The following is a 26,227-nucleotide window of genomic DNA, read 5'->3' on the forward strand; positions in this document are numbered from 1 at the left end:
TCTGCCCGCCGTACCCGGCGCAGCCCGTCACCGGGCCGTCGCCGCAGGTGGCGACCGATGCGACGGGGACGTCGCCGCAGGTTTCCGCCGAGGCGGGTGGCACGATCGGGGCATGACGGAACTGGTCGGCCTCGCCGACGTACGGGCCGCGCGGGAACTGCTCGCCGGCGTCACCCGCACCACCCCGCTGGAACCCTCCCGGCCGCTCAGCGCGGCCCTCGGCGGGCCGGCGTGGCTGAAATGCGAGAACGTGCAACGCGCCGGGTCGTACAAGGTGCGCGGGGCGTACGTGCGGATCTCCCGGCTGTCGGCCGAGGAGCGGGCCCGCGGCGTGGTCGCGGCGAGCGCCGGCAACCACGCGCAGGGGGTGGCGCTCGCCGCCGGCCTGGTCGGTGCCCACGCCACCGTCTTCATGCCGGTCAACGCCCCGCTGCCGAAGGTGGCCGCGACCAAGGGGTACGGCGCGAGCGTCGAGCTGGTCGGCAACACCGTGGACGAGTCGCTGGTCGCGGCGCAGACCTTCGCCGAGCGGAGCGGCGCGGTGTTCATCCACCCGTTCGACCACCGGGACGTCATCGCCGGTCAGGGCACCGTCGCGCTGGAGATCCTCGAACAGTGCCCGGAAGTGAAGACCATCGTCACCGGGGTGGGCGGCGGTGGCCTGATCTCCGGCATGGCGGTGGCCGCCAAGGCCCTGCGTCCCGACGTACGGGTGATCGGGGTGCAGGCGGCGAGCGCCGCCGCCTTTCCGCCCTCGCTCAAGGCCGGCGCCCCGGTACGCCTGTCGTCGTTCTCGACCATCGCCGACGGCATCGCGGTGGGACGTCCCGGCGAGTTGACCTTCACCCACGTCCGCGAGCTGGTCGACGAGATCGTCACGGTGTCGGAGGAGGACATCTCCCGGGCGCTGCTGATGCTGCTGGAACGCGGCAAGCAGGTGGTGGAGCCGGCCGGCGCGGTCGGGGTGGCCGCGTTGCTGGCCGGGGCGGTCGAGGTCGAGGCGCCGGTGGTGGCGGTGCTCTCCGGCGGGAACATCGACCCGCTGCTCATGCTCCGGGTGATCGAGCACGGCCTCGCGGCGGCCGGCCGCTATCTGCGGGTCACCGTGCGCTGCTCGGATCGGCCGGGTCAGCTCGCCTCGCTGCTCAGCGAGATCGCCGAGCACCGGGCCAACGTGGTCGACGTGGAGCACCAGCGGGCCAACCCGCACCTGCGCCTCGGTGAGGTGGAGGTGGCGCTCTCGGTGGAGACCCGCGGCGTGGAGCACTCGGACACGCTGATCAGCGCCCTGCGGGCCAGCGGCTACCAGGTGGTGTTCGCCGGCGAGGCGTGATCCGGGCCGATACGACGCGACCGCCCCGGCCGGTGGGCCGGGGCGGTCGCGGGTGGCTCGGGTCCGACCGGCCTGTCAGCCCCGGTCGGGTGGTCGAACCCGGCCGGTGGTCGGGCGCGGAGCCCGTTTCTGGGCTCAGCCGGAGAACGGCTCGAACTTGACGATGGTCACCTTGATGTCGGCGCCGCTGGGCGCCGTGTAGGTGCAGTGCTGGCCCGCCTTGCCGCCGAGGATCGCCTTGCCGAGCGCGGACTCGGGGCTGTAGACGGTCAGGTCGGTGGTGGAGGCGATCTCCCGAGAGCCGAGCAGGAAGGTGTCGGTGTCGTCGGGGTCGTCGTCGAAGTAGATCGTGACGACCATGCCGGGCGACACCGCGTCGGCCGTCGGCGCCTCGCCGACCTTGGCCGTGCGGAGCAGTTCCTTCAGGTAGAGGATGCGGCCCTCCGCCTTGCCCTGCTCCTCGCGGGCGGCGTGGTAACCGCCGTTCTCCCGCAGGTCGCCCTCCTCGCGCCGGGCGTTGATCTCGGCGGCGATGACTGGACGGTTGGCGATCAGCTCGTCGAGCTCGGCCTGCAGACGGTCGTGCGCGTCCTGGGACAGCCAGGTGGCGGGCGCCTCGTTGTCATTGGTGGACACAGGCGTTCTCCTTGGTCGTGCGGTACCGGCTGACAGGTGAACCACCAAGTTACCAGTGCCGGACCTCTCCGGGTGCCGTAGATCACCCGGGGTACTGGCGGCGGGACCCCGGGTAGGCGTTCCGGCAGGTCGCGGTGGCCGCGCCCGGGCGACTCGCCCGCCGAGTCGCAGTGGTCGCGCTCAGTCGGCCGGCCGGAGAGCCCCCGTGGCGGCGCTCAGTCGGCCGGCCGGCAGCGCAGCACCTCGCCGATGAACGGGCGGGCGGTCGTGGGCACCTCGTGCCGGACGGTCACGTGCCGCTCGCCGGGCCGGGTGGTCACCGCGACCTCGGCGTGGCCCACCTCCGCGCCGTCGTGGGCGCGGGCGCGCAGCAGGCAGGTCGCCGAGCCGCCCGGCGGCAGGGTGACCCGGAAGTCGACCACCACCCGGGAGTCGGTGATCCCGGTGTAGGTGATCACGTCGGCCTGGTAGTCGGGGTCGCCGTACTGGGTGTAGAGCCTGGCGGCGACCAGACCCATGGCCGCCAGCAGGACGGCCACCAGGAGCGCCCGCAGGACAGGGCGACGGCGCCCCGGCTCCCGGCGTCGGCCGTAGCGGCCGGGTGGGAAGACCGGCGTACCCGGTGCGATTGTGGCGTGCGTCTCGCTCACCGGCGGGTATCTCCTGGCGTTGTTGTCGGCGGCATCGGCAAGAATGGCAAAGTCCATCTTCCCAGCCCGGCGCTGAGTCAAGGATGGCAGGTCGGCCCCGCCGCCGATCGGCCAGCACGGGGGCTTCACGGGCGCGGGGGAGGATTCCGGCAGGTCAGCCGGTTGGTCCCGGGTGGGCCCGGCCGGCGGGCACACACGAGGAGCGCCGAAGGTGGCAGAGCAACTGCGTCTCATGGCCGTGCACGCCCATCCCGACGACGAGTCGAGCAAGGGCGCCGCGACCACGGCGAAATATGTCGCCGAGGGGGTGGATGTCCTGGTGGTGACTTGCACCGGCGGCGAGCGCGGCAGCGTGCTCAACCCGAAGATGGACCGCCCGGACGTCTGGGCCAACATGGCCGACATCCGCCGTGCCGAGATGGACGCGGCCCGCGCGATCCTCGGCATCGAGCAGGCCTGGCTCGGCTTCGTCGACTCCGGGCTGCCCGAGGGCGACCCGCTGCCGCCGCTGCCGGAGGGCTGCTTCGCCCTCCAGGACGTGGCCGGCGCCGCCGTCCCGCTGGTGCGGCTGATGCGGCAGTTCCGCCCGCACGTCGTCACCACCTACGACGAGGAGGGCGGCTACCCGCACCCGGACCACATCATGACCCACAAGGTGACCGTCGCCGCCTTCGAGGCCGCCGGCGACCCGGCGCGTCACCCGGAGCTGGGCGAGCCGTGGCAGCCGCTGAAGCTCTACTACGACGTCGGCTTCTCCAAGGGCAAGATCATGGCCCTGCACGAGGCCATGCTCGCCGCCGACCTCGAGTCGCCGTACCAGGACTGGCTCAAGCGCTGGGACGACCGTCCCGACAAAGGCCCGCGGATCACCACCCGGGTCGAGTGCGCGGACTACTTCCCGGTCCGCGACGACGCCCTGCGCGCCCACGCCACCCAGATCGACCCGGACGGCTTCTGGTTCCACGTGCCGATGGAGTTGCAGAAGCGCGCGTGGCCGACCGAGGATTACCAACTCGCCCGGTCGCTGGTGGACAGCCCGCTGCCGGAGTCCGACCTCTTCGCCGGGGTCCGCGAGACGTGCCATGCCCGCTGATTACCCGGCGGGCTACGCTGGTCGGCAACCGCACATCGGAGGAACACCATGCTGACCACCGCCCAGGTGCTCGCGGAGAACAACTTCGGTGACACCCGCACGGGTGGTCTGGCCGGCCCGATGGGCCTCTTCCTCATCGTGCTGCTGGCCACCGCCACCATCCTGCTGATCCGTAACATGAACGCCCGGCTGCGTCGGTTGCCGGACCAGTTCCCGCGCCAGACGGGTCAGGCCGACCAGAATCGGGTCGAGACGACCGTCGTCGATCCGACAGACGGGATCGTGCCGCAGGAATCACGCACGAACGCTCCCAACGGCTCCCAGCAGCGCCGGAACGGGTAGTCGGCACGTGAATCACGTCGAACCCGGTGGTCGCCCCCTGTTGCGGCCACCGGCTTTGGCTTAGCCTTCCGCCGGGGGACCACTAGTCCTCGAGCCGTGCGCGGGAGGGGGCGTCGATGTCCGTGGCAGCAGTGGCCACCCGCCGTGCCCGCGGACCGTCGACGGGCAGGGTGGGCCCGTGACGCCCGGCAGGGGCGGCCACCCTCCCGATCGGCTGGGCCTGCGTGGCACGCCGACCGGGGTACTTCTGCTGACCTTCGCCGTCGCGGTCACCGCGCTGGTGGCCGCCGTGCTCGGCCTCACCGTCACGGCGTCCCTCCCGCCGGACGACCCGCTGCCGGCGCCCGCCCGCTTCGGCATCGCGGTCGCCACGTTCGCCGTGGCCCAGCTCGCCCGGCTGCGTTTCCGGACCGCGTCCGGGATGGTCAGCATCACCTGGGGCGAGGCCGCTCTCATCGTCTGCCTCTATCTCGTACCGGCCGGCTGGCTGCCGGGCGCGGCCCTGCTCGGCGTCGGGGCCGCCTGGGCCGCGATGTCCCTGCTCGCCGACCGGCAGCCCGTGCTGGAACTGGTCCGGATCACCGGTTCGCTGACCGCCGCCACCGCGCTTGCCGTTGCGGTCGCCAGCGCGCTCGGCCGGCCGATGCTCGCCGCGCCGACCCCCGAACTCGCCCTCGCGCTGATCGCGGGCTCGGTGACCTACCTGCTCACCACCGCCTGGCTCGGCGGTGCCAGCCTCGCCCTGCGGCACGGGATCCCGATCGGGCCGCCGCTGCTCGCCGCGATCCGCGGCAAGCTGCTCATGTTCGTCGGCAACGTGGCCGTCGGCCTGGTGGTGGTCACGCTGCTGGAGCTCGACATCCGCTGGCTGCTGCTCCTCCCGCCGCCGCTGTGGCTGCTCCAACAGACCTACCGGCACCGGCTCCGGGCCGACCAGGAACGGCGCACCTGGCGGGCGTTCGCCGAGGCCACCGCCGCGCTCAACCAGCTCGACGAGCGGGGTGTGGCGACCGCCGCGGTGACCGGGGCGCTCACCCTCTTCGGCGCCGAACTGGTCGAGGTGGACGTCGCCCGGGGCGACGGCCGGTGGCGGCGCTACCGGGGCGACACCGGCGGCCAGGTACGCGACCGCGAGGTGAAGTCGCCGGCGCGTACCGAGTCGGGTGAGCAGGAGCTGGTCCGGCCGTTGACCGTCGGCAGCACGGAGGTGGGCCAGCTGCGGGTCCACTTTCCCCGGTCCGCCCCGCCGACCGCCCGGGAACGGGACGGCGTCGCCGCCTTCGGCGACGCCCTGGCCGCCGCCCTGCACGACGCCGCGACCCACCGGGAGTTGCGGCTGGTCACCGCCCGTTCGTCGTACGAGGCGGTGCACGACCAGCTCACCGGGCTGCTCAACCGGGCCGCCATGCTCAGCAAGGGTGACCAGGCGCTGCGGCAGCTCGCCCACGACCACCCGGTGGCGCTGCTGCTGCTCGACATCAACCAGTTCAAAGAGGTCAACGACACGCTGGGGCACGCGGCCGGCGACCAGCTGCTGCGGCTGACCGGGAACCGGCTGGCCGCCCTGATCCGTCCGGGCGACCTGCTCGGGCGGCTCGGCGGCGACGAGTTCGCCCTGCTGCTGACCGCGGTCCCGGTGGTCGAGGACCGGGCCGCCCCCCTGGCGTACGCGCTGCGCCAGGCCCGGGAGATCGCCGAGCGGCTCGCCGCACCGACGGAGGTGGCGGGCGTACGGATGTCCGTCGAGGTGGCGGTCGGGGTGGTGGTCGCCGACGCGGGCACCGCCGACCTGACCGAGCTGCTGCGCCGGGCCGACATCGCCATGTACCAGGCCAAGGAGGGCGGCGGCAGCGTCGCCGCGTACGACAGCTCCCGGGACGCGGCGAGCACCGACCACCTGGCGTTGCTCGCGGAGCTGCGGGAGGCCCTGGCGGCCGACGACCAGCTGGTCCTGGCGTTGCAGCCGGCGGTCGACCTGGCCACCGGCGCCCCGACCGGGGTGGAGGCGCTGATCCGCTGGCGGCACCCGCGGCGGGGCTGGCTCGGGCCGGCCGACTTCATCCGTCCCGTGGAGAACAGCGAGCAGCTCGGCAGCTTCACCCGGTATGTGCTGGACAAGGCGCTCGGCGTGGCGGCCGGGTGGGCCCGCGAGGGGTTGGACCTGCCGATCTCGGTGAACCTGTCGGCGCGCAGCCTGCTCGACCCGCGGCTGCCGGCGGAGATCGGTGAGGCGTTGCGCCGGCACCAGGTGCCGCCGCACCGGCTGGTCCTGGAGATCACCGAGACGGTGGTGATGAGCGAGCTGGAGGTCATCGACGAGGTGCTCGCCACCCTGCGGTCGATGGGGGTGCAGCTCGCCGTCGACGACTTCGGGACCGGCTTCTCGTCGTTGACCTTCCTGACCCGGATCGCCGTCGACGAGCTGAAGGTCGACCGCTCCTTCGTGATCCGGATGGCCGACTCGCCGGAGGCGGCGGCGATCGTCCGGACCACCGTCGGGCTCGCCCACGAGTTGGGCCTGCGGGTGGTGGCCGAGGGGGTGGAGACCGCCGAGCAGCGGACCGCCCTGGCCGAGCTGGGCTGCACCGCCGCCCAGGGTTACCACTTCTTCAAGCCGATGCCGGCGGACAAGATCGGGGCGGTGCTGGGGTCGCTGTTGGACAGCGCCCCCGGCAACGTGTTCCCGCTGCGCGCCGACGGCGCCTCCTGATCGGAGCCGGGGCCGGCAAACCAGGAGCAGGCAGTGCGCCGGTCGGTCCGCTCCCGCAGCGCCGCCGTGCGCCTGCTGGATATGGTCGTCGGGTGAACCGACTCGCCAACGCCACGTCGCCCTATCTGCTTCAGCACGCCGACAACCCGGTCGACTGGTGGCCCTGGTGCGAGGAGGCGTTCGCCGAGGCGAAACGGCGCGACGTCCCGGTGATCATCTCGGTCGGGTACGCGGCCTGCCACTGGTGTCACGTGATGGCGCACGAGTCGTTCGAGAACGAGGCCGTCGCCCGGATGATGAACGAGGACTTCGTCCCGATCAAGGTGGACCGGGAGGAACGGCCCGACGTCGACGCCGTCTACATGACCGCCACCCAGGCGATGACCGGCCAGGGCGGCTGGCCGATGACCGTCTTCGCCGCCCCGGACGGCACCCCCTTCTTCTGCGGCACGTACTTCCCGCGGCCGAACTTCATCCGCCTGCTCGGCTCCGTCGCCACCGCCTGGCGGGACCAGCGGGAGGCGGTGCTGCGTCAGGGCGCCGCCGTGGTCGAGGCGATCGGCGGCGCCCAGGCCGTGGGCGGCCGGAGCACCCCGCTCACCGCCGAACTGCTGGACGCCGCCGCGGATCAGCTCTCCGGGGAGTACGACGAGGCCAACGGCGGCTTCGGCGGGGCGCCGAAGTTCCCGCCGCACATGAACCTGCTCTTCCTGCTCCGGCACCACCAGCGCACCGGCTCGACCCGGAGCCTGGAGATCGTCCGGCACACCGGTGAGGCGATGGCCCGGGGCGGCATCTACGACCAGCTCGCCGGCGGGTTCGCCCGCTATTCGGTGGACGGCCACTGGACCGTGCCGCACTTCGAGAAGATGCTCTACGACAACGCGCTGCTGCTGCGGGTCTACGCCCAGCTCTGGCGGCTCACCGGCGACCCGCTGGCCCGCCGGGTGGCCCGGGACGTCGCCCGGTTCCTCGCCGACGAACTGCACCGGTCCGGCGAGGGCTTCGCGTCCGCGCTGGACGCGGACACCCAGGGCGTCGAGGGCCTCACCTACGTCTGGACCCCGGCCCAGCTGGTCGAGGTGCTGGGGGAGGAGGACGGCCGCTGGGCCGCCGACCTGTTCGCGGTGACCGAGCAGGGCACCTTTGAGCACGGCACGAGTGTGCTCAAGCTGGCCCGGGACGTGGACGATGCGGACCCGGAGATCCGGGCCCGTTGGCAGGACGTGGTGGCGCGGCTGCTCGCCGCCCGGGACGCCCGCCCGCAGCCGCCCCGCGACGACAAGGTGGTGGCCGCCTGGAACGGGCTGGCGATCACCGCGATCGCCGAGTTCCAGCAGGTCGCCGCGCTCTACGCGAACCCGGACGACGAGGACGCGAACCTGATGGAGGGCGTCAGCATCGTGTCCGACGGCGCGATGCGCGACGCCGCCGAGCACCTGGCGACCGTGCACGTCGTGGACGGGCGGCTGCGCCGGGTCTCCCGGGACGGGGTGGTCGGCGAGCCGGCCGGCGTGCTGGAGGACTACGGTTGCGTGGCCGAGGCGTTCTGCGCGATGCACCAGGTCACCGGCGAGGGGCGTTGGCTGGCGCTGGCCGGTCAGCTCCTGGACGTGGCGCTGGCCCGGTTCGCCGCCCCGGACGGCGGCTTCTACGACACCGCCGACGACGCCGAACGGCTGGTCACCCGGCCGGCCGACCCGACCGACAACGCCACCCCGTCCGGCCGGTCGGCGATCGTCGCGGCGCTGGTCGCGTACGCGGCGTTGAGCGGTGAGACGCGGTACCGGGAGGCCGCCGAGGCCGCCCTGTCCACGGTCGCGCCGATCGTGGGGCGGCACGCCCGGTTCACCGGGTACGCGGCCACGGTCGGCGAGGCGCTGCTCTCCGGCCCGTACGAGATCGCGGTGGTGACCGACGACCCGACGGGCGACCCGCTGGTGGCGGCCGCCCACCGGCACGCCCCGCCCGGCGCGGTGGTGGTGGCGGGCCGCGCCGACCAGCCGGGCGTCCCGCTGCTGGCCGGGCGGCCGGCGCTGGACGGGCGCTCCACCGCGTATGTCTGCCGGGGGTTCGTCTGCGATCGGCCGGTCACCTCGGTCGACGACCTGGCCGCCCGGCTCGGCGGCTGAGTCACTCCGGCGGCCGGCCCGCTTCGCCCGCCAGGCTCTCGTCGCCGCCGCCTCGTCCGGGAGCGCGGCGGCGACCGGCAGGTGGCGGCCGAAGAGCACCGTGAGCAGCAGCGGGAACCGGATGTTCTGCTCCGCCGGTGGCTTCGCCGCCCATTCGGCGAACGGCGCCCGGGGCGGCCCGGCCGGGCGGCTCCGGCGTCCGCCCGGATAGGCTGGCGGCGCTATGGATTCCCGTACCGAACTGCCTGTCGTCGGCATGGTGGGCGGAGGGCAGCTGGCCCGGATGACCCACCAGGCCGCCATCGCCCTCGGCCAGTCGCTGCGCGTGCTGGCGCTCGCCCCGGACGACGGCGCGGCCCTGGTCGCCGCCGACGTCCAGTACGGCGACCACACCGACCTCGCCGCCCTGCGCACCTTCGCCAAGGGCTGTGACGTGGTCACCTTCGACCACGAGCACGTGCCCACCGCGCACATCCGCACCCTGGCCGGCGAGGGCGTGAAGCTCTTCCCGCCGGCCGAGGCGCTGCTGCACGCGCAGGACAAGCGGGTGATGCGCGAGCGGCTCGGCGAGCTGGGTGCGCCGAACCCGGCCTGGCGTCCGGTCGAGGCGCCCGCCGACCTGGTCGCCTTCGGCGCGGAGGTCGGCTGGCCCGTGGTGCTGAAGGCGGCCCGGGGCGGCTACGACGGTCGGGGCGTCTGGCTGGTGGAGGACGCCACCCGGGCCGGCGAACTGGCCACGACCCTGCTCGCCGGGGGCACTCCGCTGATCGTGGAGGAGCGGGTCGCGCTGCGCCGGGAGCTGGCCGTGCAGGTGGCCCGCTCGCCGTTCGGGCAGGTCGCCGCGTACCCGGTGGTGGAGACGGTGCAGCGGGACGGCATCTGCGTTGAGGTGCTCGCGCCGGCGCCGGGCCTGCCGGAGGAGCTGGCGGTCGCCGCCCAGCAGCTCGCCATCGACCTGGCCACCGCGCTCGGCGTGGTCGGCCTGCTCGCCGTGGAACTCTTCGAGACGGCCGCCGGCCTGGTCGTCAACGAGCTGGCCATGCGACCGCACAACTCCGGGCACTGGACCATCGAGGGCGCCCGTACCTCCCAGTTCGAGCAGCACCTGCGGGCGGTGCTCGACTACCCGATGGGCGACACCTCGCTCACCGCGCCGGTCGTCGTGATGGCCAACGTGTTGGGCGGGGAGCCGGGCGGGATGCCCATCGACGAGCGGCTGCACCACCTGTTCGCCGCCGAGCCGGGGGCCAAGGTCCACCTGTACGGCAAGCAGGTGCGCCCCGGCCGCAAGATCGGGCACGTCACGGTGCTCGGACACGACCTGGACGACGTACGGGCCAGGGCGGCGCGCGCCGTCCGCTGGCTGCGGGAGGGACGCGGGTGAGCGCGAGGAGTGAGCTTGCGAGCCCCGCAGTCGCGAACGAAGGGCAGGCCAGAGTGAGCACCGTCGGGCTGATCATGGGCAGCGACTCGGACTGGCCGACCATGCGGGCAGCCGGCGAGGCGCTCGACGAGTTCGGGGTGGCGTACGAGGTCGGCGTGGTGTCGGCGCACCGCACCCCGGGCAAGATGATCGAGTACGGACGGTCCGCCGCCGACCGGGGGCTCAAGGTGATCATCGCCGGCGCGGGCGGGGCGGCTCACCTGCCCGGCATGGTCGCCTCGGTCACCCCACTCCCGGTGATCGGCGTGCCGGTGCCGCTCAAGCACCTGGACGGGATGGACTCGCTGCTCTCCATCGTGCAGATGCCGGCCGGTGTGCCGGTGGCCACCGTGTCGATCGGCAACGCCCGCAACGCCGGCCTGCTCGCCGTCCGGATCCTGGCCGCCTCGGACGCGGTCCTGCGGCAGCGGATGGCCGACTTCCAGCAGAGCCTGGAGACCCTGGTGGCCGAGAAGGAAGCCGCCCTCCGCGCCACCCTCTCCTGACCCGTTTCATCTCATGCCGCGCAGGGCGGTCTGCAACCGCTCCTGGGCCCGGCGGCGGCGCTCGTTGCTCGCGCCGAGCGCCAGCAGGATGATGCCGACCGGGATCAGCACCAGCCACGGTCCGAGGCTGATCAACGCGTGCACCGCGGCCACCGCCGTGACCGTGGCGCCCACGATCACCGGTGCCTGCTGCCGGCTCATCGAGCCGAAGATCAGCACCGCCACGGCGCCGAGCAGCAGCAGTACCTGCCGCAGCATGCTGGTGTCGGTGGCCAGCACGATCGCCAGCGTCGGCAGGAACGCGGCGACCAGCGCCGGCCCGTACGCCACCCAGCTCGACTGGTCCGGCCGGTGCCGCAGTTCCAGCACCCCCACCAGCAGGGCGAGCGCCGCGAACGGCAGGGTGTACGCCTCGGGCAGCGCCACGTCGGCCGCCCGCATCAGGATCCACCAGGCGGTGATCTCGCAGCCCACCACCGACCAGAACAGGATCCGCCGCTCCACCGGCCGTCGGCCCGGGCGCCCGGCCGCCACCCCGAGTACGGCACCCCAGGCGGCCAGCAGCGCGGCGATGTGCCGGGGCGAGTCGTACGCCAGGGCCAGCGCGATGAGGGCGGCGGCGTAGCCGCTCCACTCCACGGTGGCCGCCTCCCGGTACGCCTCGGGCCGACGCAGCCGGGGGAGGGTGGCGGCGAAGACCTGGAGCGCCGCCCCGACCGCCAGCACCCCGAACGCCGACCAGACCGCGGCGAGCCCGGCGACCAGGCCGAGGGTGAGCACGAACAGTTCGGCCATGAGCGAGGCGAACAGCCAGCCGAGGATGCGGGCCCGCTGGGTGGTGCCGAAGAGCGCGGCGACCACGCCCACGCCGACCGCGCCGCCCAGGGTGAACAGGGTCAGCTCCCGGGTGGCGAGGCTGCCGGCCAACCCGGCGCCCCCGGCGGCCAGCCCGATCGCGAACACCAGTACCCGCGCGACCCGCAGCGAACGAGCCGGCTCGGCCAGCGACGGGGGCGGGGTCAGCGCCAGCCCCAGCATGGCGAGGGTGAAGACCGCCAACCCGGCCAGCGCGCTCTCCGGCCATCCGTGGCCGAGCGCCACCGGCGTGATCAGCAGGGTGACCGCCGCGCCGGGTAGCACCACCGGTACGGCCCGGGAGCGCCGGCCCCCGCTGAACCCGGTGGCGGCGAGCGCCGCCGTCGCGGTGAGCAGCAGCGCGGTCAGCACGTGGGTCGGATCGACGGCCTCGGCGGGCGGGGTGAGCAGTTCGGGTGGCGCGCCCCGCCAGATCCGCGGCAGCACCCGGAACGGCTCGACCAGGGCAACCAGCAGCGGCGTTGCCAGGCTGGCCAGGGCCAGCGCGGTCGGCGCCACGGCCGCCGCGAGCGCTCCGGCGGCGGGGGAGACCCGCCAGCGCAGCTCGGTGCCGTCGTCCGGCAGCCGGCGCATTGCCCCGTCGAGCAGCACCGACCAGCGGCGTACCGGTCGGGCCGAGTCGACCGGCGGGGTGGTGGCGGCCCGGACCAGTTCCGCGAGCACGCCGAGCAGCGCCGCCGCCGCGGCGTACACCCCGGAGGGCAGGTGGGTGAGCACCGCCACGACCGCGCTGAGGGTCGCGCCGCCCACCACGGCCACGCTGGCGTACGGGAGGTACTGCGGCACCTGCCGGCGGACCGCCGCCATCGCGGCGAGGCCGATGCTGGACGCGGCCAGCGCGGCGGTGAGCACCACCTGCGGTGAGCGGCCGAACTCGGCGGCCAGCGCGGCGACCGCCCCGGGCAGGGCGAGCAGGGCCGCGCCGGCCGCCGCGCCGCCCACCTGCACCAGATGTGGCGGCATCCCCTCGGTGCGGACGTCCTCGACGAACGTCGGCGCGAGCGCCCGGGCCAGGGCGGCCACCGCCACCCCGATCAGCGCGATGCTGCCCAGCGCCAGCGCGGTGGTCCACGGGCGGACCAGCCCGGCGCCGGCGGCGTGCAGGGCGATCACCCCGGCCACGACGGCCCGGGACAGCGCGGCCCGGGGGTCCACCGTGGCGACCGCCGCCATCCCGAAGATCGTGGCGGCCACCGCGCCCACCAGCACCGGTGACCACCAGGGCAGGTCGAAGGCGGCCGGGGTGCCGATGGTGGCGAGCACGGCGGCGGCACCGGCGACGTCGTACCGCCAGGGCGGCGGCAGCAGGATGCCGGCGGCCAACGCCAGCAGCGCCAGCGCGACGGGCGCCTGCCAGGCCGATCCGCCGGTCGGCGCGGCCGGCCAGCCGCTCAGGTCGCCGGCCCAGATCGGGCCGGGCGTGGCCAGGACGCCGACCCCGCCGCGCAGCGCGCTCCAGGCGGCGATCAGGCCGACCAGCGTGCCGCCGAGCGCGAGGCCGAGGACCGGCCCGCGCCGCCACTCCTCGGGCATCGCCCGGGCGGCGACGGCGACCAACAGGACCAGCCCGGCCGCCACCACGAGCTGGCCCCCGGGCGCGAGCACGGCGGCGATGCGGACCATGGTGGCGATCAGCGCCGCCGTGGTGGCGGCGAGCGCGAGGTCCGAACCGTCGAGGGACAGGTCGGAACGGCGGCCCGCGTCGACCCGTGGGGCCAGCGCCAACAGCGCGGCGGCGAGCAGCAGCAGCCCACCCACCCAGGCGTCGGCGGCGGTGGCGCCGGGTGCCCCGAAGCCGGCCGCGGCGACCGCCACCGCCCCGAGCACGGTGCCGACCGCGTGCGGCCCGCTGAGGTGCCGCTGCGCGACCTGGACGACGGCGGCATAGCCGAGGGTGACGCAGACGCCGAGGAAGCTCGCCGCGAGGATCGGGACGGTGACCTCGCGCAGGCTCGCCGGCGTCGGGGCCGGGTCGGTCGGCACGGTCGCCGCGACGAACGCGGCCACCGCTCCGGGCAGGGCGAACGCCGCGCCGCCGGCCGCCCAGCCGCAGACCGTGTCGGCCGCGGCGGCGGCGATCCGGACCCGGGGTGCCAGCGACACCAGCGCGCCGGCCAGGCAGAGGGTGGTCAGCGCGGCGGCGGTGAGCGCCGGCCGGGCGAGCGAGGCTCCGGCACCGATCAGGCCCAGCCCGGCGGCGGTGACCGCGTGGACCACGGCGGACCGTCCGGTGGCCGCGGTGAGCCCGAGTATGCCGATCCCCACCGCGGTCAGCAGCATCGGCCAGCAGGCCGCCGCCCAGCCCAGCCCGAGGGAGGCCGGCACGGCGAGCGCGGTCAGCGCGGCTCCGACCACCGCGAACTCGCGCCGGATCTCCGGGGGCAGGGCGACCACCGCGGCGATCGTGAGCAGCAGCGCGCTCGCCGCGAGCTGCCAGCCGCTCGGCCCGACCGCCGCGGCCAGTTCGGTTGGCCACCGGCTCAGGTCGGCCGACCAGGCGGGCAGCGCCGCGCGGACCGGTGCCAGCCCGGCCCGCAGCGCGCCCCCGGCCACCACCAGGCCGCTGACCGTCAGGGCCACCGCCGAGGCGAGCTGCGGACCGCGCCGGGCCGCCTCGGGTACGCCGCGGACGGCGAACCCGGTCACGGCGATGACCGCGGCGATGAGCAGCAGCGACCGGCCGGGAAAGGCGACCGAGGCGACCCGGCCCAGCGCGCCGATCACCGCGAGGGTGACGATGCCGGCGCCGACGTCGGGCAGCGGCGGCCGGCGCAGCGCCAGGCACCCGGCCAGCCCGACCAGCGCGGCGAGCAGCAGTACCGCGCCCCCGCCGGCGGCGGCCGGGACCGTCGCGGCGCGCAGCAGCGCGGTGACCGCGTACGCCAGGGCGACGACGATCGCCGCACCGTGCAGCGTCCAGGTCAGCTCCGGCAGCCAGGGCACCGGACGGGCGGGCGGGGTGTTCGGAGCGTCTCCGGGCGCGGCGAGCACCTCGGCGGACTCCTCGGGATCCGTCTCGGGTCGGCCGTCGGCGGCGGATTGCCCGGGCGGGGCGGGTACGGGCGGCGGGGTGGGCAGGTCCCGCCGGACCGGCCGTTCGACGACCACCGCCGAGCGGGCCAGGGCCAGGTCGACGACGGCCACCACGGCCAGCACCAGCGCCCAGCCGGCCGGCCCGGTGATCCGCTCGTACGCCAGCAGCGGCAGCACCGGTTGGGCGGCCAGCACGGTGGCGAAGCGCGGTGCCCGCAGCCCGGTCCACAACGCGTACCCGAAGGCGACGACGGTGGTGACCAGGAAGATCGACCCGGCGAAGGCCGAGCCGGAGGCGCCGCCACCGATCCGGTCCACGGCCCAGAGCGCGTACCCGGCCAGCGGCACCAGCAGCAGACCCACCGCGGCGATCGTCTCGGCGGTCGAGGTGAGCCCCCGGCGGGCCAGCACCGGCGGGGCGAGCAGCATCAGCACCGTCGCCACCAGCAGGACGGCGAGCCGGGCCAGCGCGTCCATCGAGCTGGTGGCGACCGCGGCGAAGACCACCGCGGCGACGCCGAGCAGCAGCGCGCCGAGCCCGAGCGGGATGTTCTGCACCTCCCGGGAGGACGCCTCCGGCGGGTGCTCCGGGTCGTCCACGTCGAGCCAGTGCGGCCTGGCCCGGGGCGGGAGGTCGTCGGGGCCGGGCGGCGGGGTGCCCTGCCGGGGGACCCGCGGCGGCGCGCCCGTGGTGGCCGTGGGCGGGCGGCGGCCCGGCTGCCGGCGGAGCACCCGGCGTGGCCGGCCGGCCTGCTTCTGCCGCTGCTCACCGGCGTGCGCGAGGATGTCCCGCTGGAAGAGCGCGGCCTGCATCTTGGCGGCGATCTGCCGCTGTTCGCGGGCGATCTCGGCGTCGCGTGCCTTCATCTCCGCGATGGAGCGTTCGATCTCCGTGAGGTGATCCGCCCACTGTGGCTGGTCGGCCCCGCAGTGCGGGCAGACGACGGCCGGCTTGATCTCCCGCCCGCACGAGGCGCACCTGAAGTCCTGCACCACACCCCTCCGTCCGGCCGGCCCACACTGTGGACCTCCACTGTCGCAGCATGCCTTGACCGGGCGCGGATTTCGACAGTTGCCGGCGCGTTCCGGGGCGACAAAAAACCGGCCGGCCGTGGAGCGGATCCACGGCCGGCCGGTCGACTGGTCCCGGGGCGTGGCGCGGCGCCAGTCGCGCCGAGCCGGAACGGTCAGTTGATCAGGGGCGGCCCATGCCGCGGTAGGCCCAGCCCGCCTGCGTCCACAGTGTGGAGTCGAGGCAGTTGCGCCCGTCGACCACCTTGCGCCCGTTGACCAGTTCGCCCAGGGCGACCGGGTCGGCGTTGCGGAACTCGGCCCACTCGGTGAGGACGCAGACCAGGTCGGCGTCGCGGACGGCGTCGTTCATGGTCGCCTCGTACGTCAGCTCGGGCACCGCCCGGCGCGCGTTCTCCATGCCCTGCGGGTCGAACACGTGCACGTCGGCGCCGGCCTTGCCGAGCAGCGCGGCGACCGCGAGCGCCGGGGCGTCCCGCACGTCGTCGGTGTTCGGCTTGAAGGTGGCGCCGAGCACCGCGATCCGGGTGCCGGAGAGGTCCGGACCGGCCGGCCCGGACCGGCGGCCGAGCAGGTCGGCGGCGACCTGCACCACCCGGGTACGCCGACGCAGGTTGATCAGGTCGACCTCGTGCAGGAAACGCAGCGCCTCGCCGGCGCCGAGTTCCTGGGCGCGGGCCTGGAACGCCCGGATGTCCTTGGGCAGGCAGGCGCCGCCGAAGCCGAGGCCGGCCTGGAGGAAGCGGTTGCCGATCCGGGGGTCGTACCCGATGGAACGGGCGAGCTGGGTGACGTCGCCGCCGGCGGCCTCGCAGACCTCGGCCATCGCGTTGATGAAGGAGATCTTGGTGGCCAGGAAGGCGTTCGCGGCGACCTTGACCAGCTCGGCGGTGGCGAAGTCGGTGACCACCAGCGGCACCTCACGGTCCTCGGTGGCGGCCAGGTCGAAGACGCCCTTGTGGGCGGCGTAGAGCATGCCGTTGGCCCACTCGCTCTTGACCCCGACCACGATCCGGTTGGGGCGCAGCACGTCGTCGACGGCGAAGCCCTCCTGGAGGAACTCCGGGCTCCACGCCACCTCGACGCCCAGGTCGGCCGGGGTGTGCTTGCCGACCAGCTGCTCCACCCACTCGGCGGTGCCCACCGGGACGGTGGACTTGCCGACGATCAGCGCCTTGCGGGTCAGGTGCTGGGCGAGGCTGGTCACCGACGCCTCGACGTACGACAGGTCGGCGCCCATGCCGTCGGCCCGCTGGGGGGTGCCGACGCAGATGAAGTGCACGTCGCCGAAGTCGGCGGTCTCCTGGATGTCGGTGCTGAACCGCAGCCGGCCGGCGGCCAGGTTGCGCCGGAGCAGCTCGTCCAGGCCGGGTTCGTGGATCGGCACCTCGCCGGCGTTCAGCTTGGCGATCTTGTCCGCGTCGACGTCGAAGCCGAGCACCTCATAGCCCAGCTCGGCGTAGCAGATGGCGTACGTCGCGCCGAGGTAGCCGGTGCCGAGGAAGGTCACCCGGGGCCGGGCCGCGCCCGAGGGCGGGGTCACCGCGGCGATGGCCGGCATCGGCTGGGTGTTCGGGTACGGGATGGTCACGCCTGTCTTCTCCGCTCGCACTGGCGGCGCTTCCTTGCGTCGCATTTGGCTGCGGCGCCTGGCCGGGCACCGGTGGGGGACTTTTTGCTGTGGTTCTGTGGTCGCTGGTCGGCTTCGACGCCCATCACGCACGAGCCTACGCGGCGGTAAGGAGCACCAGTTCCCAGGTCGCTATCCTTCACCTTGCGCGGCCGGCGGTGGTAAGGCACTCGGACTGCGCATTTTAGCGTTGAAGGGGAGGGGCCGACATGGCCGCAGAACAGTCGTTCGACGTTTACCGGTTGCCGGAGGAGCACGAGGCGGTCCGGGAAGCGGTCCGTGAGGTCTGTACGGCGAAGGTGGCCCCGCACGCCGCCGAGGCGGACGAGACCGGCGAGTTCCCCAAGGCGTCGTACGACGCGCTGCGCGCGGCCGACTTCCACGCCCCGCACATCCCCGTCGAGTACGGCGGCGCCGGCGCGGACGCGCTGGCCACGGCCATCGTGATCGAGGAGGTGGCCCGTGCCTGCGCGGCCTCCTCGCTGATCCCGGCGGTGAACAAGCTGGGCACCATGCCGCTGATCCTGGCCGGCTCGGCGGAGTTGAAGCGGAAGTACCTGACCCCGGTCGCCACCGGCGAGGCGATGTTCTCGTACTGCCTCTCGGAGCCGGAGGCGGGCAGCGACGCCGCCTCGATGACCACGAAGGCGGTCCGGGACGGCGACCACTGGGTGCTCAACGGCGTGAAGCGGTGGATCACCAACGCGGGCGTCTCCGAGTACTACACCGTCTTCGCTGTGACCGATCCCACAGCCCGCTCCAAGGGCATCTCGGCCTTCGTGGTGGAGAAGTCCGACCCCGGGGTCAGCTTCGGCGCGCCGGAGAAGAAGCTCGGCATCAAGGGCTCGCCCACCCGCGAGGTGTACTTCGACAACGTCCGGATCCCGGCGGACCGCATGATCGGCGCCGAGGGCACCGGCTTCGCCACCGCCATGCGCACCCTGGACCACACCCGGGTCACCATCGCCGCCCAGGCGCTCGGCATCGCGCAGGGTGCGCTGGACTACGCCAAGGGGTACGTCCAGGAGCGCAAGCAGTTCGGCAAGCCGGTGGCCGAATTCCAGGGCGTCCAGTTCATGCTCGCCGACATGGGCATGAAGCTGGAGGCGGCCCGGCAGCTCACGTACGCCGCCGCCGGGAAGTCCGAGCGGGGCGACGCGGACCTGACCTACTTCGGCGCCGCCGCCAAGTGCTTCGCCTCCGACGCCGCCATGGAGATCACCACCGACGCCGTCCAGTTGCTCGGCGGTTACGGCTACACCCGCGACTACCCGGTCGAGCGGATGATGCGGGACGCCAAGATCACCCAGATCTACGAGGGCACCAACCAGGTGCAGCGGATCGTGATGGCGCGCCAGCTCCTCAAGGGCTGAGCGGCCGGGCTGCGACGATCGGGCGGGCGGGCCGGGGTTCCGGCCCGCCCGCGGTCGTCATCGGGTTTCTGCGGTGCCCTCCGGTCGGGCCGTCGTACGCGGGGGCGCGGACCACGGCGACTCGCCGCCGACGCGGCGGGGCAGGGGTTCGGTGGGGGTGGTGTCGGAATAGCCCAGCGTGAGCGGGGCGGTGTCCCTGTCGTTCAGGTCGGACGGGGGCCAGTCGCCGAGCGGGTGGGTCTGCTCGGTCGGCTGGTCGGCCGGGGGCAGCTCCGTCTCGGCCGCCGGCTTCCCGGGCCACCGCCGCCACCGCTGCCCGCTGAACACGGCCATCAGCAGCAGCATGCCGATCAGGAACAGCGTGCCGTTCTCCAGCGGCTCGCGCAGTGGCAGCGGGTCCCCGAGCACCTTCCAGCCGTCCGGGATCTGGTCACGTACGGTGAACGGCGCGACGAACAGGCCGAGGTAGGGCACGACCAGCAGCAGCCCGGCCACGAGCGGCCCGAGCGGTGAGAAGCGCAGCGTGCCGAGCAGGCCGAGCAGGACGCCGGCGACGCCGAGGTAAACGGCCGGCTCGATCAGGTTGGGTGTGCTGTATGTACCGATCTCCACCCAGCGGTGCACGGTGCGTCCAGACCCGTCCTGACCGAGGGTGACGAGCACCCAGGTGACGGGCGCCACCACCAACCCGGCGAGGAAGCTCCACAGATGTCGCATCCGCGCACCGTACCGTTTCCGGCATGACAGATCATCCCTCCACCGGGCCGGCCGGCAAGCCGACCTCGTACTCGCGGGTCACGTTGAGCCGGATCATGACCGCTGTCGATGTCAATCTGTACGGGACCGTGCACGGTGGGGTACTGATGAAGTTCGTCGACGACGTCGCCGGGGCGGCGGCGGCCCGGCACAGCGGCGGCACCGCGGTCACCGCCTCGATCGACGAGATCGTCTTCTCCGAGCCGGTCCGGGTGGGCGACCTGGTGCACGCGCACGCCCAGGTCAACTGGACCGGGCACACCTCGATGGAGGTGGGCGTGAGGGTGATCGCCGAACGCTGGGACTCGGCCGAGGACGAGCCGGTCCGGGTCGCCACGGCGTACCTCGTCTTCGTGGGCGTGGACGTCGGCGGCGCGCCTCGCCCGGTCCGGCCGGTGCTGCCGGAGACCCTGGAGGACGAGCGGCGCTACCGGGAGGCGGAGATCCGTCGGGCCCACCGGCTGGCCCGCCGCCGGGCCATCCAGGCCCACCGCGCGGGCTGACCGTCCCCCGGCTCCCCGTGCTGACCGGCGGGTCGTACCGGCCGGGGATGGTCCGGCCGCGCCGCACGGCGGGTACCTTGGGCCGGTCCACATGCCGCGCGACGAGGACATGTGGGCCGGCCACGCGCCGTCTCCGGTGAACGGTGCGGACAATGGCCTCGCGAGGTAGGGCAAGATGGCGCCACGGCCCATGCACAGTGTCGTGACCGGGCCTGAGGAGGGTGGAGCAGTGGGTGACGTGCTGTGGACGCCGCCGGCCGACGTACGCGAGCGGTCCCGGATCGGCGACTACCTGCGCTGGCTGGCCGAGCACCGGGGGCTGGAGTTCGCCGACTACGACGCGCTGTGGCGCTGGTCGGTGACCGACCTCGACGCCTTCTGGCGCTCGATCTGGGACTACTTCGAGGTGGTCGCGCACACCCCGCCGACCGCGACGCTGGGTGAGCGGAACATGCCCGGCGCCCGCTGGTTCCCCGGGGTGACGCTCAACTACGCCGAGAACGTGCTGCGGATGCCCGGCCGGGCCGACGACGACCCGGTGGTGATCGCGTACGGGCAGACCCGCGCGCCCGAGACGCTGGCCGCCGCGCAACTGCGCGAGCAGGTCCGCCGGGTGGCGGCCGGGCTGCGCCGGCTCGGCGTCGGCCCGGGCGACCGGGTGGCGGCGTACGCGCCGAACATCCCGGAGACGTTCGTGCTGCTGCTGGCCACCGCCAGCCTCGGCGCGATCTTCTCGTCCTGCGCGCCCGAGTTCGGCACCCGCAGCGTCACCGACCGGTGGCAGCAGATCGAGCCGAAGGTCCTGGTGGCCGTCGACGGTTACCGGTACGGCGACAAGCCCGTGGACCGGCGGGGCGAGGTGGCCGCGATCCGGGCCGCCCTGCCGTCGGTGGCGTACACGGTCGGCATCGCGTACCTCGATCCGGCCGGCGAGCTGCCGGGCGCGATCTCCTGGGCCGAGCTGGCGGCGGAGACCGACGAGCCGCTGACCTTCACCCCGGTGCCGTTCGACCACCCGCTCTACGTGCTCTACTCCTCGGGCACCACCGGCCTGCCCAAGCCGATCGTGCACGGCCACGGCGGCATCCTGCTGGAGCACCTGAAGATGCTGGCCCTGCACCACGACCTGGGCCCGGCGGACCGCTTCTTCTGGTTCACCACCACCGGCTGGATGATGTGGAACTTCCTGGTCTCCGGGCCGGCGGTGGGCGCGACGATCGTGCTCTTCGACGGCAACCCGGGCCATCCGGACCTGGGCGCGCTGTGGCGGCTGGCGGAGCGGACCGGCACCACGTACTTCGGCACCTCCGCGCCGTTCCTGCTGGCCTGCCGCAAGGCCGGCCTGGTCCCGCGGGAGATCGCCGGCCTGTCCGCGCTGCGCGGCCTCGGCTCGACCGGCGCGCCGCTGCCCGCCGAGGGCTTCACCTGGGTGTACGAGAACGTCGGCGCCGACCTCCAGCTCCAGTCGCTCTCCGGCGGCACGGACGTCTGCACCGGCTTCGTCGGCGGGGTGGCGCTGCTGCCGGTGCACGCCGGGGAGATCACCTGTCGGGCGCTCGGCGCGAAGGTGGAGGCCCGCTCCGCCGACGGCACCCCGGTGATCGGGCAGCTCGGCGAGCTGGTCATCACCGAGCCGATGCCGAGCATGCCGGTCGGCTTCTGGAACGACCCGGACGGTGCGCGCTACCGCGAGGCGTACTTCGAGGTCTATCCCGGGGTGTGGCGGCACGGGGACTGGATCACGATCAACGAGCGGGGCGGCTGCGTGATCACCGGCCGTTCGGACGCCACCCTGAACCGGGGCGGCGTACGGCTCGGCACCGCCGAGTTCTACTCGGTGGTCGAGGGGCTGGACGAGGTCGTCGACTCGGTTGTGGTGCACCTGGAGGACGACCAGGGCGGCGCGGGTGAGCTGCTGCTCTTCGTGGTCCTCGCCGAGGGGCTGGAGCTGGACGACGAGCTGCGGAAAAAGATCTGCCGCGAGCTGCGCAACGCCCTGTCCCCCCGGCACGTGCCCGACGAGATCCACCAGGTGCGGGCGGTGCCCCGTACCCTCTCGGCGAAGAAGCTGGAGGTCCCGGTCAAGAAGATCCTCACCGGCACCCCAGTCGACAACGCCGCCGCCAAGGGCGCCCTGGCAAACCCCGAATCCCTCACCGCCTTCGCCACCTTCGCCCAACAACGCCGCACCCCCACCACCCACCCCACCCCAGCCTGACCCCCCCGTCCCCACCCCCCGCCCCGGCGATCTTGCAGTTGTGGTCCCCGTGAAAGGGGCACCAGGCCCCAAATCGGCGACCCGAACTGCAAGATCGCCGGGGTGGGGGCGGGGGTGGGGTGGGGTGGGTTAGGGGAGGGTGTGGGTGATTTTTTCGGAGGCTGTGCGGGAGTTGAGGCGGGACTCGTCGAGGTTGGCGCAGGGGACCAGGGTGGCGCCGGCCGTGAGCGGGGCGAGGAGCCAGTCGACCGGGTCCGGATGGCGTGTCACGTCGACCAGCAGGCGGTCGCCGAGGGTGAGGCAGAGCTCCGCGGCGCGGGCCTCCGCGCGGGCCAGCAGCTCCGCGTCCCCCTCGCCACCCTGGGGGTACGGGGTGAAGTGATCGCCGTGCCCGCGCACCGTCGAGACGAAGTCGGTGAACCCGGCCGGCACCTCGCGCATCGGCAGGGCGAACGGGTCGAGGGCGAGGGCGTAACGCTCGCCGGCCGACCAGGCCGCCGCCGCGTCGATCCCGCCGGCGGCGGCAAAGAGCACGTCCACGTCCCCTGGAACGTCGACCACGGTCAGCTTCGCCGACCAGCAGCCGAGCAGCACGGCGGCGGTCTGCCAGTGCGGGGGCAGCAGCGTGGCGGCCGTGTCGCCGGGGCCGAGGGCGGCCTCGTCGACCAGCATGTTGGCCGTCTTGGCCACCCAGTTCGCGAGCGTCGCGCCGGACAGTTCGGTGCGCTCGCCGGTGGCGTCGTCGTACCAGGTCAGCAGGGGTCGGGTGGGGTCGGTCGCGATCGCGTCGGCGAAGACCCGGGCAATGTTGTCGGCCATCGGCGCGAACGATACGCGTCCCGGTGCCGTACTCGATGACAACGACAAGTCGGCGTACCGTCGGGTCGCAGTCAACGCCGGGACCCGGGCCCGGCGTAGGCTTGCCGACAGTGTTGTTCCCCACAGATCGACAGCCTGAGGAGTCGCCCCGTGACCGCCGGTCGCCCGCCCCGCGTGCTCATCGACGCCACGAGTGTCCCCGCCGACCGTGGCGGCGTCGGTAGATACGTCGATGGCCTGCTCGGCGCCCTCGGCCGGGTCTGCGGCTCCGGCGTGGACCTGGTCGTGGTGAGCCTCCGCACCGACCTGGAGCGCTACACCCGGATGCTGCCCGGGGCCGAGGTGATCCCCGCCCCGGCGGCGGTCGCGCACCGTCCGGCCCGGCTCGCCTGGGAGCAGACCGGCCTGCCGCTGCTCGCCCAGCAGGTGGGCGCGGAGGTGCTGCACTCACCCTTCTACACCTGCCCGCTGCGGGCCGGCTGCCCGGTGACGGTCACCGTGCACGACGCGACCTTCTTCACCGAGCCGGAGCACTACGACAAGTCGCGCCGGACGTTCTTCCGCAGCGCGATCAAGACGTCGCTGCGCCGCGCCGACCGGGTGATCGTGCCGAGCAAGGCCACCCGGGACGAGCTGATCCGCCTCCTGGACGCCGACCCGACCCGGATCGACGTGGCTTACCACGGGGTCGACCAGGCCGCCTTCCACGCCCCCGGCGAGGAGGAGAAGGCCCGGGTACGCGCCCGCCTCGGGCTGGGCAGCAGCAGCTACATCGCCTTCCTCGGGGCCAAGGAGCCGCGCAAGAACGTACCCAATCTGATCCGCGGCTGGGCCCGGGCGGTAGCCGACCGGGAGGACCCGCCGGCGCTGGTCATTGCCGGCGGCCAGGGGCACGACGACGACATCGACCGCGCGGTGGCCGAGGTCCCGTCGCACCTGCGGCTGCTCCGCCCGGGTTACCTTCGCTACGCCGACCTGCCCGGCTTCCTCGGTGGCGCGCTGGTCGCCGCCTACCCGTCGTACGGCGAGGGTTTCGGCCTGCCGATCCTGGAGGCGATGGCGTGCGCGGCGCCGGTGTTGACCACGCCACGGCTCTCGTTGCCCGAGGTCGGCGGCGACGCGGTGGCGTACACCAGCGAGGCCCCGGACCAGATCGCCACCGACCTGGCCGCCCTGCTCGACGACGAGCAGCGCCGGCTCTCGCTGGCCAAGGCCGGTTTCGACCGGGCCAAGGAGTTCACCTGGGAGTCCAGCGCGGAGGTGCACATCGCCGCGTGGGGCCGGGCCCGGTCCTGAGCGGGGCGTCCCGGGTACCGCCGACCCCCCGTCCCAAGGGGGACGGTTCGGGCATGATGTGCTGATGTTCTACGCCGTCATTCCGGCAGGTGGCAGTGGCACACGGTTGTGGCCGCTGTCCCGGGCCGGCCATCCCAAGTTCCTCCACCCGTTGACCGGCACGCCGGCATCGCTGCTCCAGGCGACGGTGGACCGACTGTCACCGCTGACCACCCCCGAGCGGACGCTGGTGGTCACCGGTGCCGCGCACGTCGCGGCGGTGGCCCGGCAACTGACCGGCCTGCCGGAGGAGAACATCCTGGTCGAGCCGTCGCCGCGCGACTCGTGCGCGGCGATCGCGCTGGCCGCGGCGGTGATCGCGGAACGTGCCCCGGCAGCGGTGATGGGCTCGTTCGCGGCCGACCACCTGATCGGCGATCCGGCGCGCTGGGCCGAGACCGTACGCCAGGCGATCCGCGGCGCGGAACAAGGCTCGCTGATGACGGTGGGCATCACCCCGACCCGGCCGGAGACCGGCTACGGCTACCTGGAGACCGGCGAACCGACCGGCGACGGCCCGCTGCGCCCGGTGATCGAGTTCAAGGAGAAGCCGGCCGCCGAGGTGGCCGAGGGCTACGTCCGCTCCGGACGGCACCTCTGGAACGCCAGCATGTTCGTCTGGCGGGTGGACGTGTTCCTGGCCGAGCTGGCCCGGCAGCAGCCGGCCCTGCACGCGGGGATCACCGCGATCGCGGCGGCGTGGGGCACCCCCGAGCAGGATGACGTCCTCGGCACGGTCTGGCCGACCCTGCCGAAGATCTCGGTGGACTACGCGGTGATGGAGGGGGCGGCGACCGCCGGCCGGGTGGCGACCGTTCCGGGCGACTTCGGCTGGAACGATGTCGGCGACTTCCACACCCTCGGCGAGGTGCTCCCCGCCGACGGGGCCGGCAACGTGGTGCTGGGCGCGGACGCCAAGCCGGGTGTGCTGCTGCGGGACAGCGCCGGCCTGGTGGTGGTGCCGCACTCGGGCCGGCTGGTGGCGGCCCTCGGCGTACGCGACCTGATCGTGGTGGACACCCCGGACGCGTTGCTGGTCTGCCCCCGCGAGCGGGCCCAGGACGTCAAGAAGCTGGTCGACGAACTCAAGGAGCGCGGCGAGGAGGGCCTGGTCTGACCGGGCCGCGTCGGCCGGTCCGTCGTGCCCCGGCTCAGCCGGCGGCGCGGCGGGCCAGGGCGGCGAGGGCCGGCGCGACGAGCTGTTCGGTGGCGTGAGCCAGCGGCTCGGGCAGCCGGTCAGGCGGGAACCAGCCCAGCGCCTCGGACTCGGCGCTGACCCGCTCGCTGGCCCCGGCCGGGGCGAGTACGGCGAACCGTACGTCGTAGTGCAGCGAGTCGCCCTGGCAGGCGACCGGGTGGATGTCCACGTCGATCGGTTCCGGGTCGACGACCAGCCCGGCGATCCCGGACTCCTCGGTGGCCTCGCGCAGCGCGGCGGCGGCCAGGGCCCGGTCGCCGGGCTCGCAGTGCCCGCCGAGCTGCACCCACTTGCGGAACTTGCCGTGCAGGCAGAGCAGCACCCGCCGGCCGGTCGCGTCGAGCACCAGCGCGCTCGCGGTGACGTGCCCGGCGCGGTGGCCGCGACCCATCGCGACCGGCCCGGCGGTCAGTAGCTCCAGGGTTCGGTCCCGGGCCACGGCGGCGGCCGGGCTGGTCGGCGTCCAGCGGTTCAACAGCGCGGTGGCGTCGGCGTGCAGCTCGGCGTACGCCGGCAGGCCGGTGTGGGTGTCGGGCACTCCGACACTCTACGAGCGGGGTGGGACGACCGGATGGCACCTCTACGGCGAGTGCCGCAGACCCTCGTTGGTGTCGCCCGGCCGTCCGCGT

19 protein-coding genes are annotated in these 26,227 nt (G+C 74.0%); 12 read left to right on the forward strand and 7 right to left on the reverse strand.

Features of this window, described 5'->3' with window-relative positions; translation table 11 throughout:
• The first annotated feature begins 112 nt into the window (after positions 1-112).
• On the forward strand, positions 113-1,333 hold the full coding sequence (gene ilvA, locus GA0070621_RS27770; RefSeq protein ID WP_091201286.1) for a threonine ammonia-lyase: 1,221 nt from the start codon (positions 113-115) through the stop codon (positions 1,331-1,333).
• Positions 1,334-1,468: 135 nt separating this feature from the next.
• Here the strand turns inward: ilvA and greA are convergent, their stop codons facing one another.
• Together greA and GA0070621_RS27780 are read right to left on the reverse strand one after the other, a co-directional pair.
• Positions 1,469-1,969 (reverse strand): transcription elongation factor GreA, encoded by a 501-nt coding sequence (greA, locus tag GA0070621_RS27775; RefSeq protein WP_091201288.1) that lies wholly within the window; start codon positions 1,967-1,969, stop codon positions 1,469-1,471.
• Positions 1,970-2,184: 215 nt separating this feature from the next.
• A complete protein-coding gene (locus GA0070621_RS27780) occupies positions 2,185-2,619 on the reverse strand; it encodes a DUF4307 domain-containing protein (protein WP_091201290.1) in 435 nt (144 codons plus the stop codon).
• A 211-nt stretch (positions 2,620-2,830) separates the two neighbouring features.
• Between GA0070621_RS27780 and mca the strand changes: the two genes are divergently transcribed.
• The 6 genes from mca (at position 2,831) to purE (ending at position 10,825) form a co-directional block, all read left to right on the forward strand.
• Positions 2,831-3,712 (forward strand): mycothiol conjugate amidase Mca, encoded by an 882-nt coding sequence (gene mca / locus GA0070621_RS27785; RefSeq protein WP_091201292.1) that lies wholly within the window; start codon positions 2,831-2,833, stop codon positions 3,710-3,712.
• A gap of 48 nt (positions 3,713-3,760) precedes the next feature.
• Positions 3,761-4,054, forward strand: coding sequence for a hypothetical protein (locus GA0070621_RS27790; RefSeq protein ID WP_091201294.1), 294 nt, complete (start codon positions 3,761-3,763; stop codon positions 4,052-4,054).
• Between the two features lie 214 nt (positions 4,055-4,268).
• On the forward strand, positions 4,269-6,764 hold the full coding sequence (locus GA0070621_RS27795; RefSeq protein ID WP_231921105.1) for a putative bifunctional diguanylate cyclase/phosphodiesterase: 2,496 nt from the start codon (positions 4,269-4,271) through the stop codon (positions 6,762-6,764).
• Positions 6,765-6,856: 92 nt separating this feature from the next.
• Complete coding sequence (locus GA0070621_RS27800; RefSeq protein WP_091201297.1) at positions 6,857-8,896, forward strand: thioredoxin domain-containing protein; 2,040 nt, start codon at positions 6,857-6,859, stop codon at positions 8,894-8,896.
• Between the two features lie 223 nt (positions 8,897-9,119).
• Complete coding sequence (locus GA0070621_RS27805) at positions 9,120-10,280, forward strand: 5-(carboxyamino)imidazole ribonucleotide synthase (protein ID WP_091201299.1); 1,161 nt, start codon at positions 9,120-9,122, stop codon at positions 10,278-10,280.
• Positions 10,281-10,333: 53 nt separating this feature from the next.
• A complete protein-coding gene (purE, locus tag GA0070621_RS27810; RefSeq protein WP_091201301.1) occupies positions 10,334-10,825 on the forward strand; it encodes a 5-(carboxyamino)imidazole ribonucleotide mutase in 492 nt (163 codons plus the stop codon).
• A gap of 6 nt (positions 10,826-10,831) precedes the next feature.
• On the opposite strand, the gene GA0070621_RS27815 is transcribed toward purE, so the two are convergent.
• Positions 10,832-15,727: a zinc ribbon domain-containing protein gene (locus tag GA0070621_RS27815; RefSeq protein ID WP_091202919.1), complete on the reverse strand. Its 4,896-nt coding sequence runs from the start codon at positions 15,725-15,727 to the stop codon at positions 10,832-10,834.
• A gap of 202 nt (positions 15,728-15,929) precedes the next feature.
• A complete protein-coding gene (locus GA0070621_RS27820) occupies positions 15,930-17,357 on the reverse strand; it encodes a UDP-glucose dehydrogenase family protein (RefSeq protein ID WP_091201303.1) in 1,428 nt (475 codons plus the stop codon).
• A gap of 248 nt (positions 17,358-17,605) precedes the next feature.
• Here GA0070621_RS27820 and GA0070621_RS27825 point away from each other — a divergent pair, with 248 nt between their 5' ends.
• Positions 17,606-18,769 carry an acyl-CoA dehydrogenase family protein gene (locus tag GA0070621_RS27825; protein WP_091201305.1) on the forward strand — a complete coding sequence of 388 codons (1,164 nt, stop codon included), beginning with the start codon at positions 17,606-17,608 and terminating at the stop codon, positions 18,767-18,769.
• 57 nt (positions 18,770-18,826) lie between these two features.
• On the opposite strand, the gene GA0070621_RS27830 is transcribed toward GA0070621_RS27825, so the two are convergent.
• Entirely contained in the window at positions 18,827-19,486 is a 660-nt protein-coding gene (locus tag GA0070621_RS27830) for a hypothetical protein (protein WP_091201308.1), read from the reverse strand.
• A gap of 23 nt (positions 19,487-19,509) precedes the next feature.
• On the opposite strand from GA0070621_RS27830, the gene GA0070621_RS27835 reads away from it, so the two are divergent.
• A complete protein-coding gene (locus GA0070621_RS27835) occupies positions 19,510-20,028 on the forward strand; it encodes an acyl-CoA thioesterase (RefSeq protein WP_091201309.1) in 519 nt (172 codons plus the stop codon).
• 229 nt (positions 20,029-20,257) lie between these two features.
• Positions 20,258-22,246 carry an acetoacetate--CoA ligase gene (locus tag GA0070621_RS27840; protein WP_091201311.1) on the forward strand — a complete coding sequence of 663 codons (1,989 nt, stop codon included), beginning with the start codon at positions 20,258-20,260 and terminating at the stop codon, positions 22,244-22,246.
• Positions 22,247-22,375: 129 nt separating this feature from the next.
• Here the strand turns inward: GA0070621_RS27840 and GA0070621_RS27845 are convergent, their stop codons facing one another.
• Positions 22,376-23,065 carry a TIGR03089 family protein gene (locus tag GA0070621_RS27845; protein ID WP_091201313.1) on the reverse strand — a complete coding sequence of 230 codons (690 nt, stop codon included), beginning with the start codon at positions 23,063-23,065 and terminating at the stop codon, positions 22,376-22,378.
• Between the two features lie 150 nt (positions 23,066-23,215).
• Here GA0070621_RS27845 and GA0070621_RS27850 point away from each other — a divergent pair, with 150 nt between their 5' ends.
• Both GA0070621_RS27850 and GA0070621_RS27855 read left to right on the forward strand, forming a co-directional pair.
• A complete protein-coding gene (locus GA0070621_RS27850; protein ID WP_091201315.1) occupies positions 23,216-24,361 on the forward strand; it encodes a glycosyltransferase family 4 protein in 1,146 nt (381 codons plus the stop codon).
• Between the two features lie 64 nt (positions 24,362-24,425).
• Positions 24,426-25,517 carry a mannose-1-phosphate guanylyltransferase gene (locus GA0070621_RS27855; protein ID WP_091202921.1) on the forward strand — a complete coding sequence of 364 codons (1,092 nt, stop codon included), beginning with the start codon at positions 24,426-24,428 and terminating at the stop codon, positions 25,515-25,517.
• A 34-nt stretch (positions 25,518-25,551) separates the two neighbouring features.
• On the opposite strand, the gene GA0070621_RS27860 is transcribed toward GA0070621_RS27855, so the two are convergent.
• Positions 25,552-26,136 (reverse strand): NUDIX hydrolase, encoded by a 585-nt coding sequence (locus tag GA0070621_RS27860; RefSeq protein ID WP_091201317.1) that lies wholly within the window; start codon positions 26,134-26,136, stop codon positions 25,552-25,554.
• Positions 26,137-26,227: the final 91 nt, after the last annotated feature.

The organism is Micromonospora narathiwatensis (assembly GCF_900089605.1).
Lineage (GTDB): Bacteria > Actinomycetota > Actinomycetes > Mycobacteriales > Micromonosporaceae > Micromonospora > Micromonospora narathiwatensis.

What these genes read in the sequence shown, in the direction of transcription:
- ilvA (WP_091201286.1), top strand. Translation starts at nt 113, where the DNA reads ATGACGGAACTGGTCGGCCTCGCCGACGTACGGGCCGCGCGGGAACTG.
- GA0070621_RS27790 (WP_091201294.1), top strand. Translation starts at nt 3,761, where the DNA reads ATGCTGACCACCGCCCAGGTGCTCGCGGAGAACAACTTCGGTGACACC.
- GA0070621_RS27805 (WP_091201299.1), top strand. Translation starts at nt 9,120, where the DNA reads ATGGATTCCCGTACCGAACTGCCTGTCGTCGGCATGGTGGGCGGAGGG.
- GA0070621_RS27825 (WP_091201305.1), top strand. Translation starts at nt 17,606, where the DNA reads ATGGCCGCAGAACAGTCGTTCGACGTTTACCGGTTGCCGGAGGAGCAC.
- GA0070621_RS27830 (WP_091201308.1), bottom strand. Translation starts at nt 19,486, where the DNA reads ATGCGACATCTGTGGAGCTTCCTCGCCGGGTTGGTGGTGGCGCCCGTC.
- GA0070621_RS27835 (WP_091201309.1), top strand. Translation starts at nt 19,510, where the DNA reads ATGACAGATCATCCCTCCACCGGGCCGGCCGGCAAGCCGACCTCGTAC.
- GA0070621_RS27845 (WP_091201313.1), bottom strand. Translation starts at nt 23,065, where the DNA reads ATGGCCGACAACATTGCCCGGGTCTTCGCCGACGCGATCGCGACCGAC.
- GA0070621_RS27855 (WP_091202921.1), top strand. Translation starts at nt 24,426, where the DNA reads ATGTTCTACGCCGTCATTCCGGCAGGTGGCAGTGGCACACGGTTGTGG.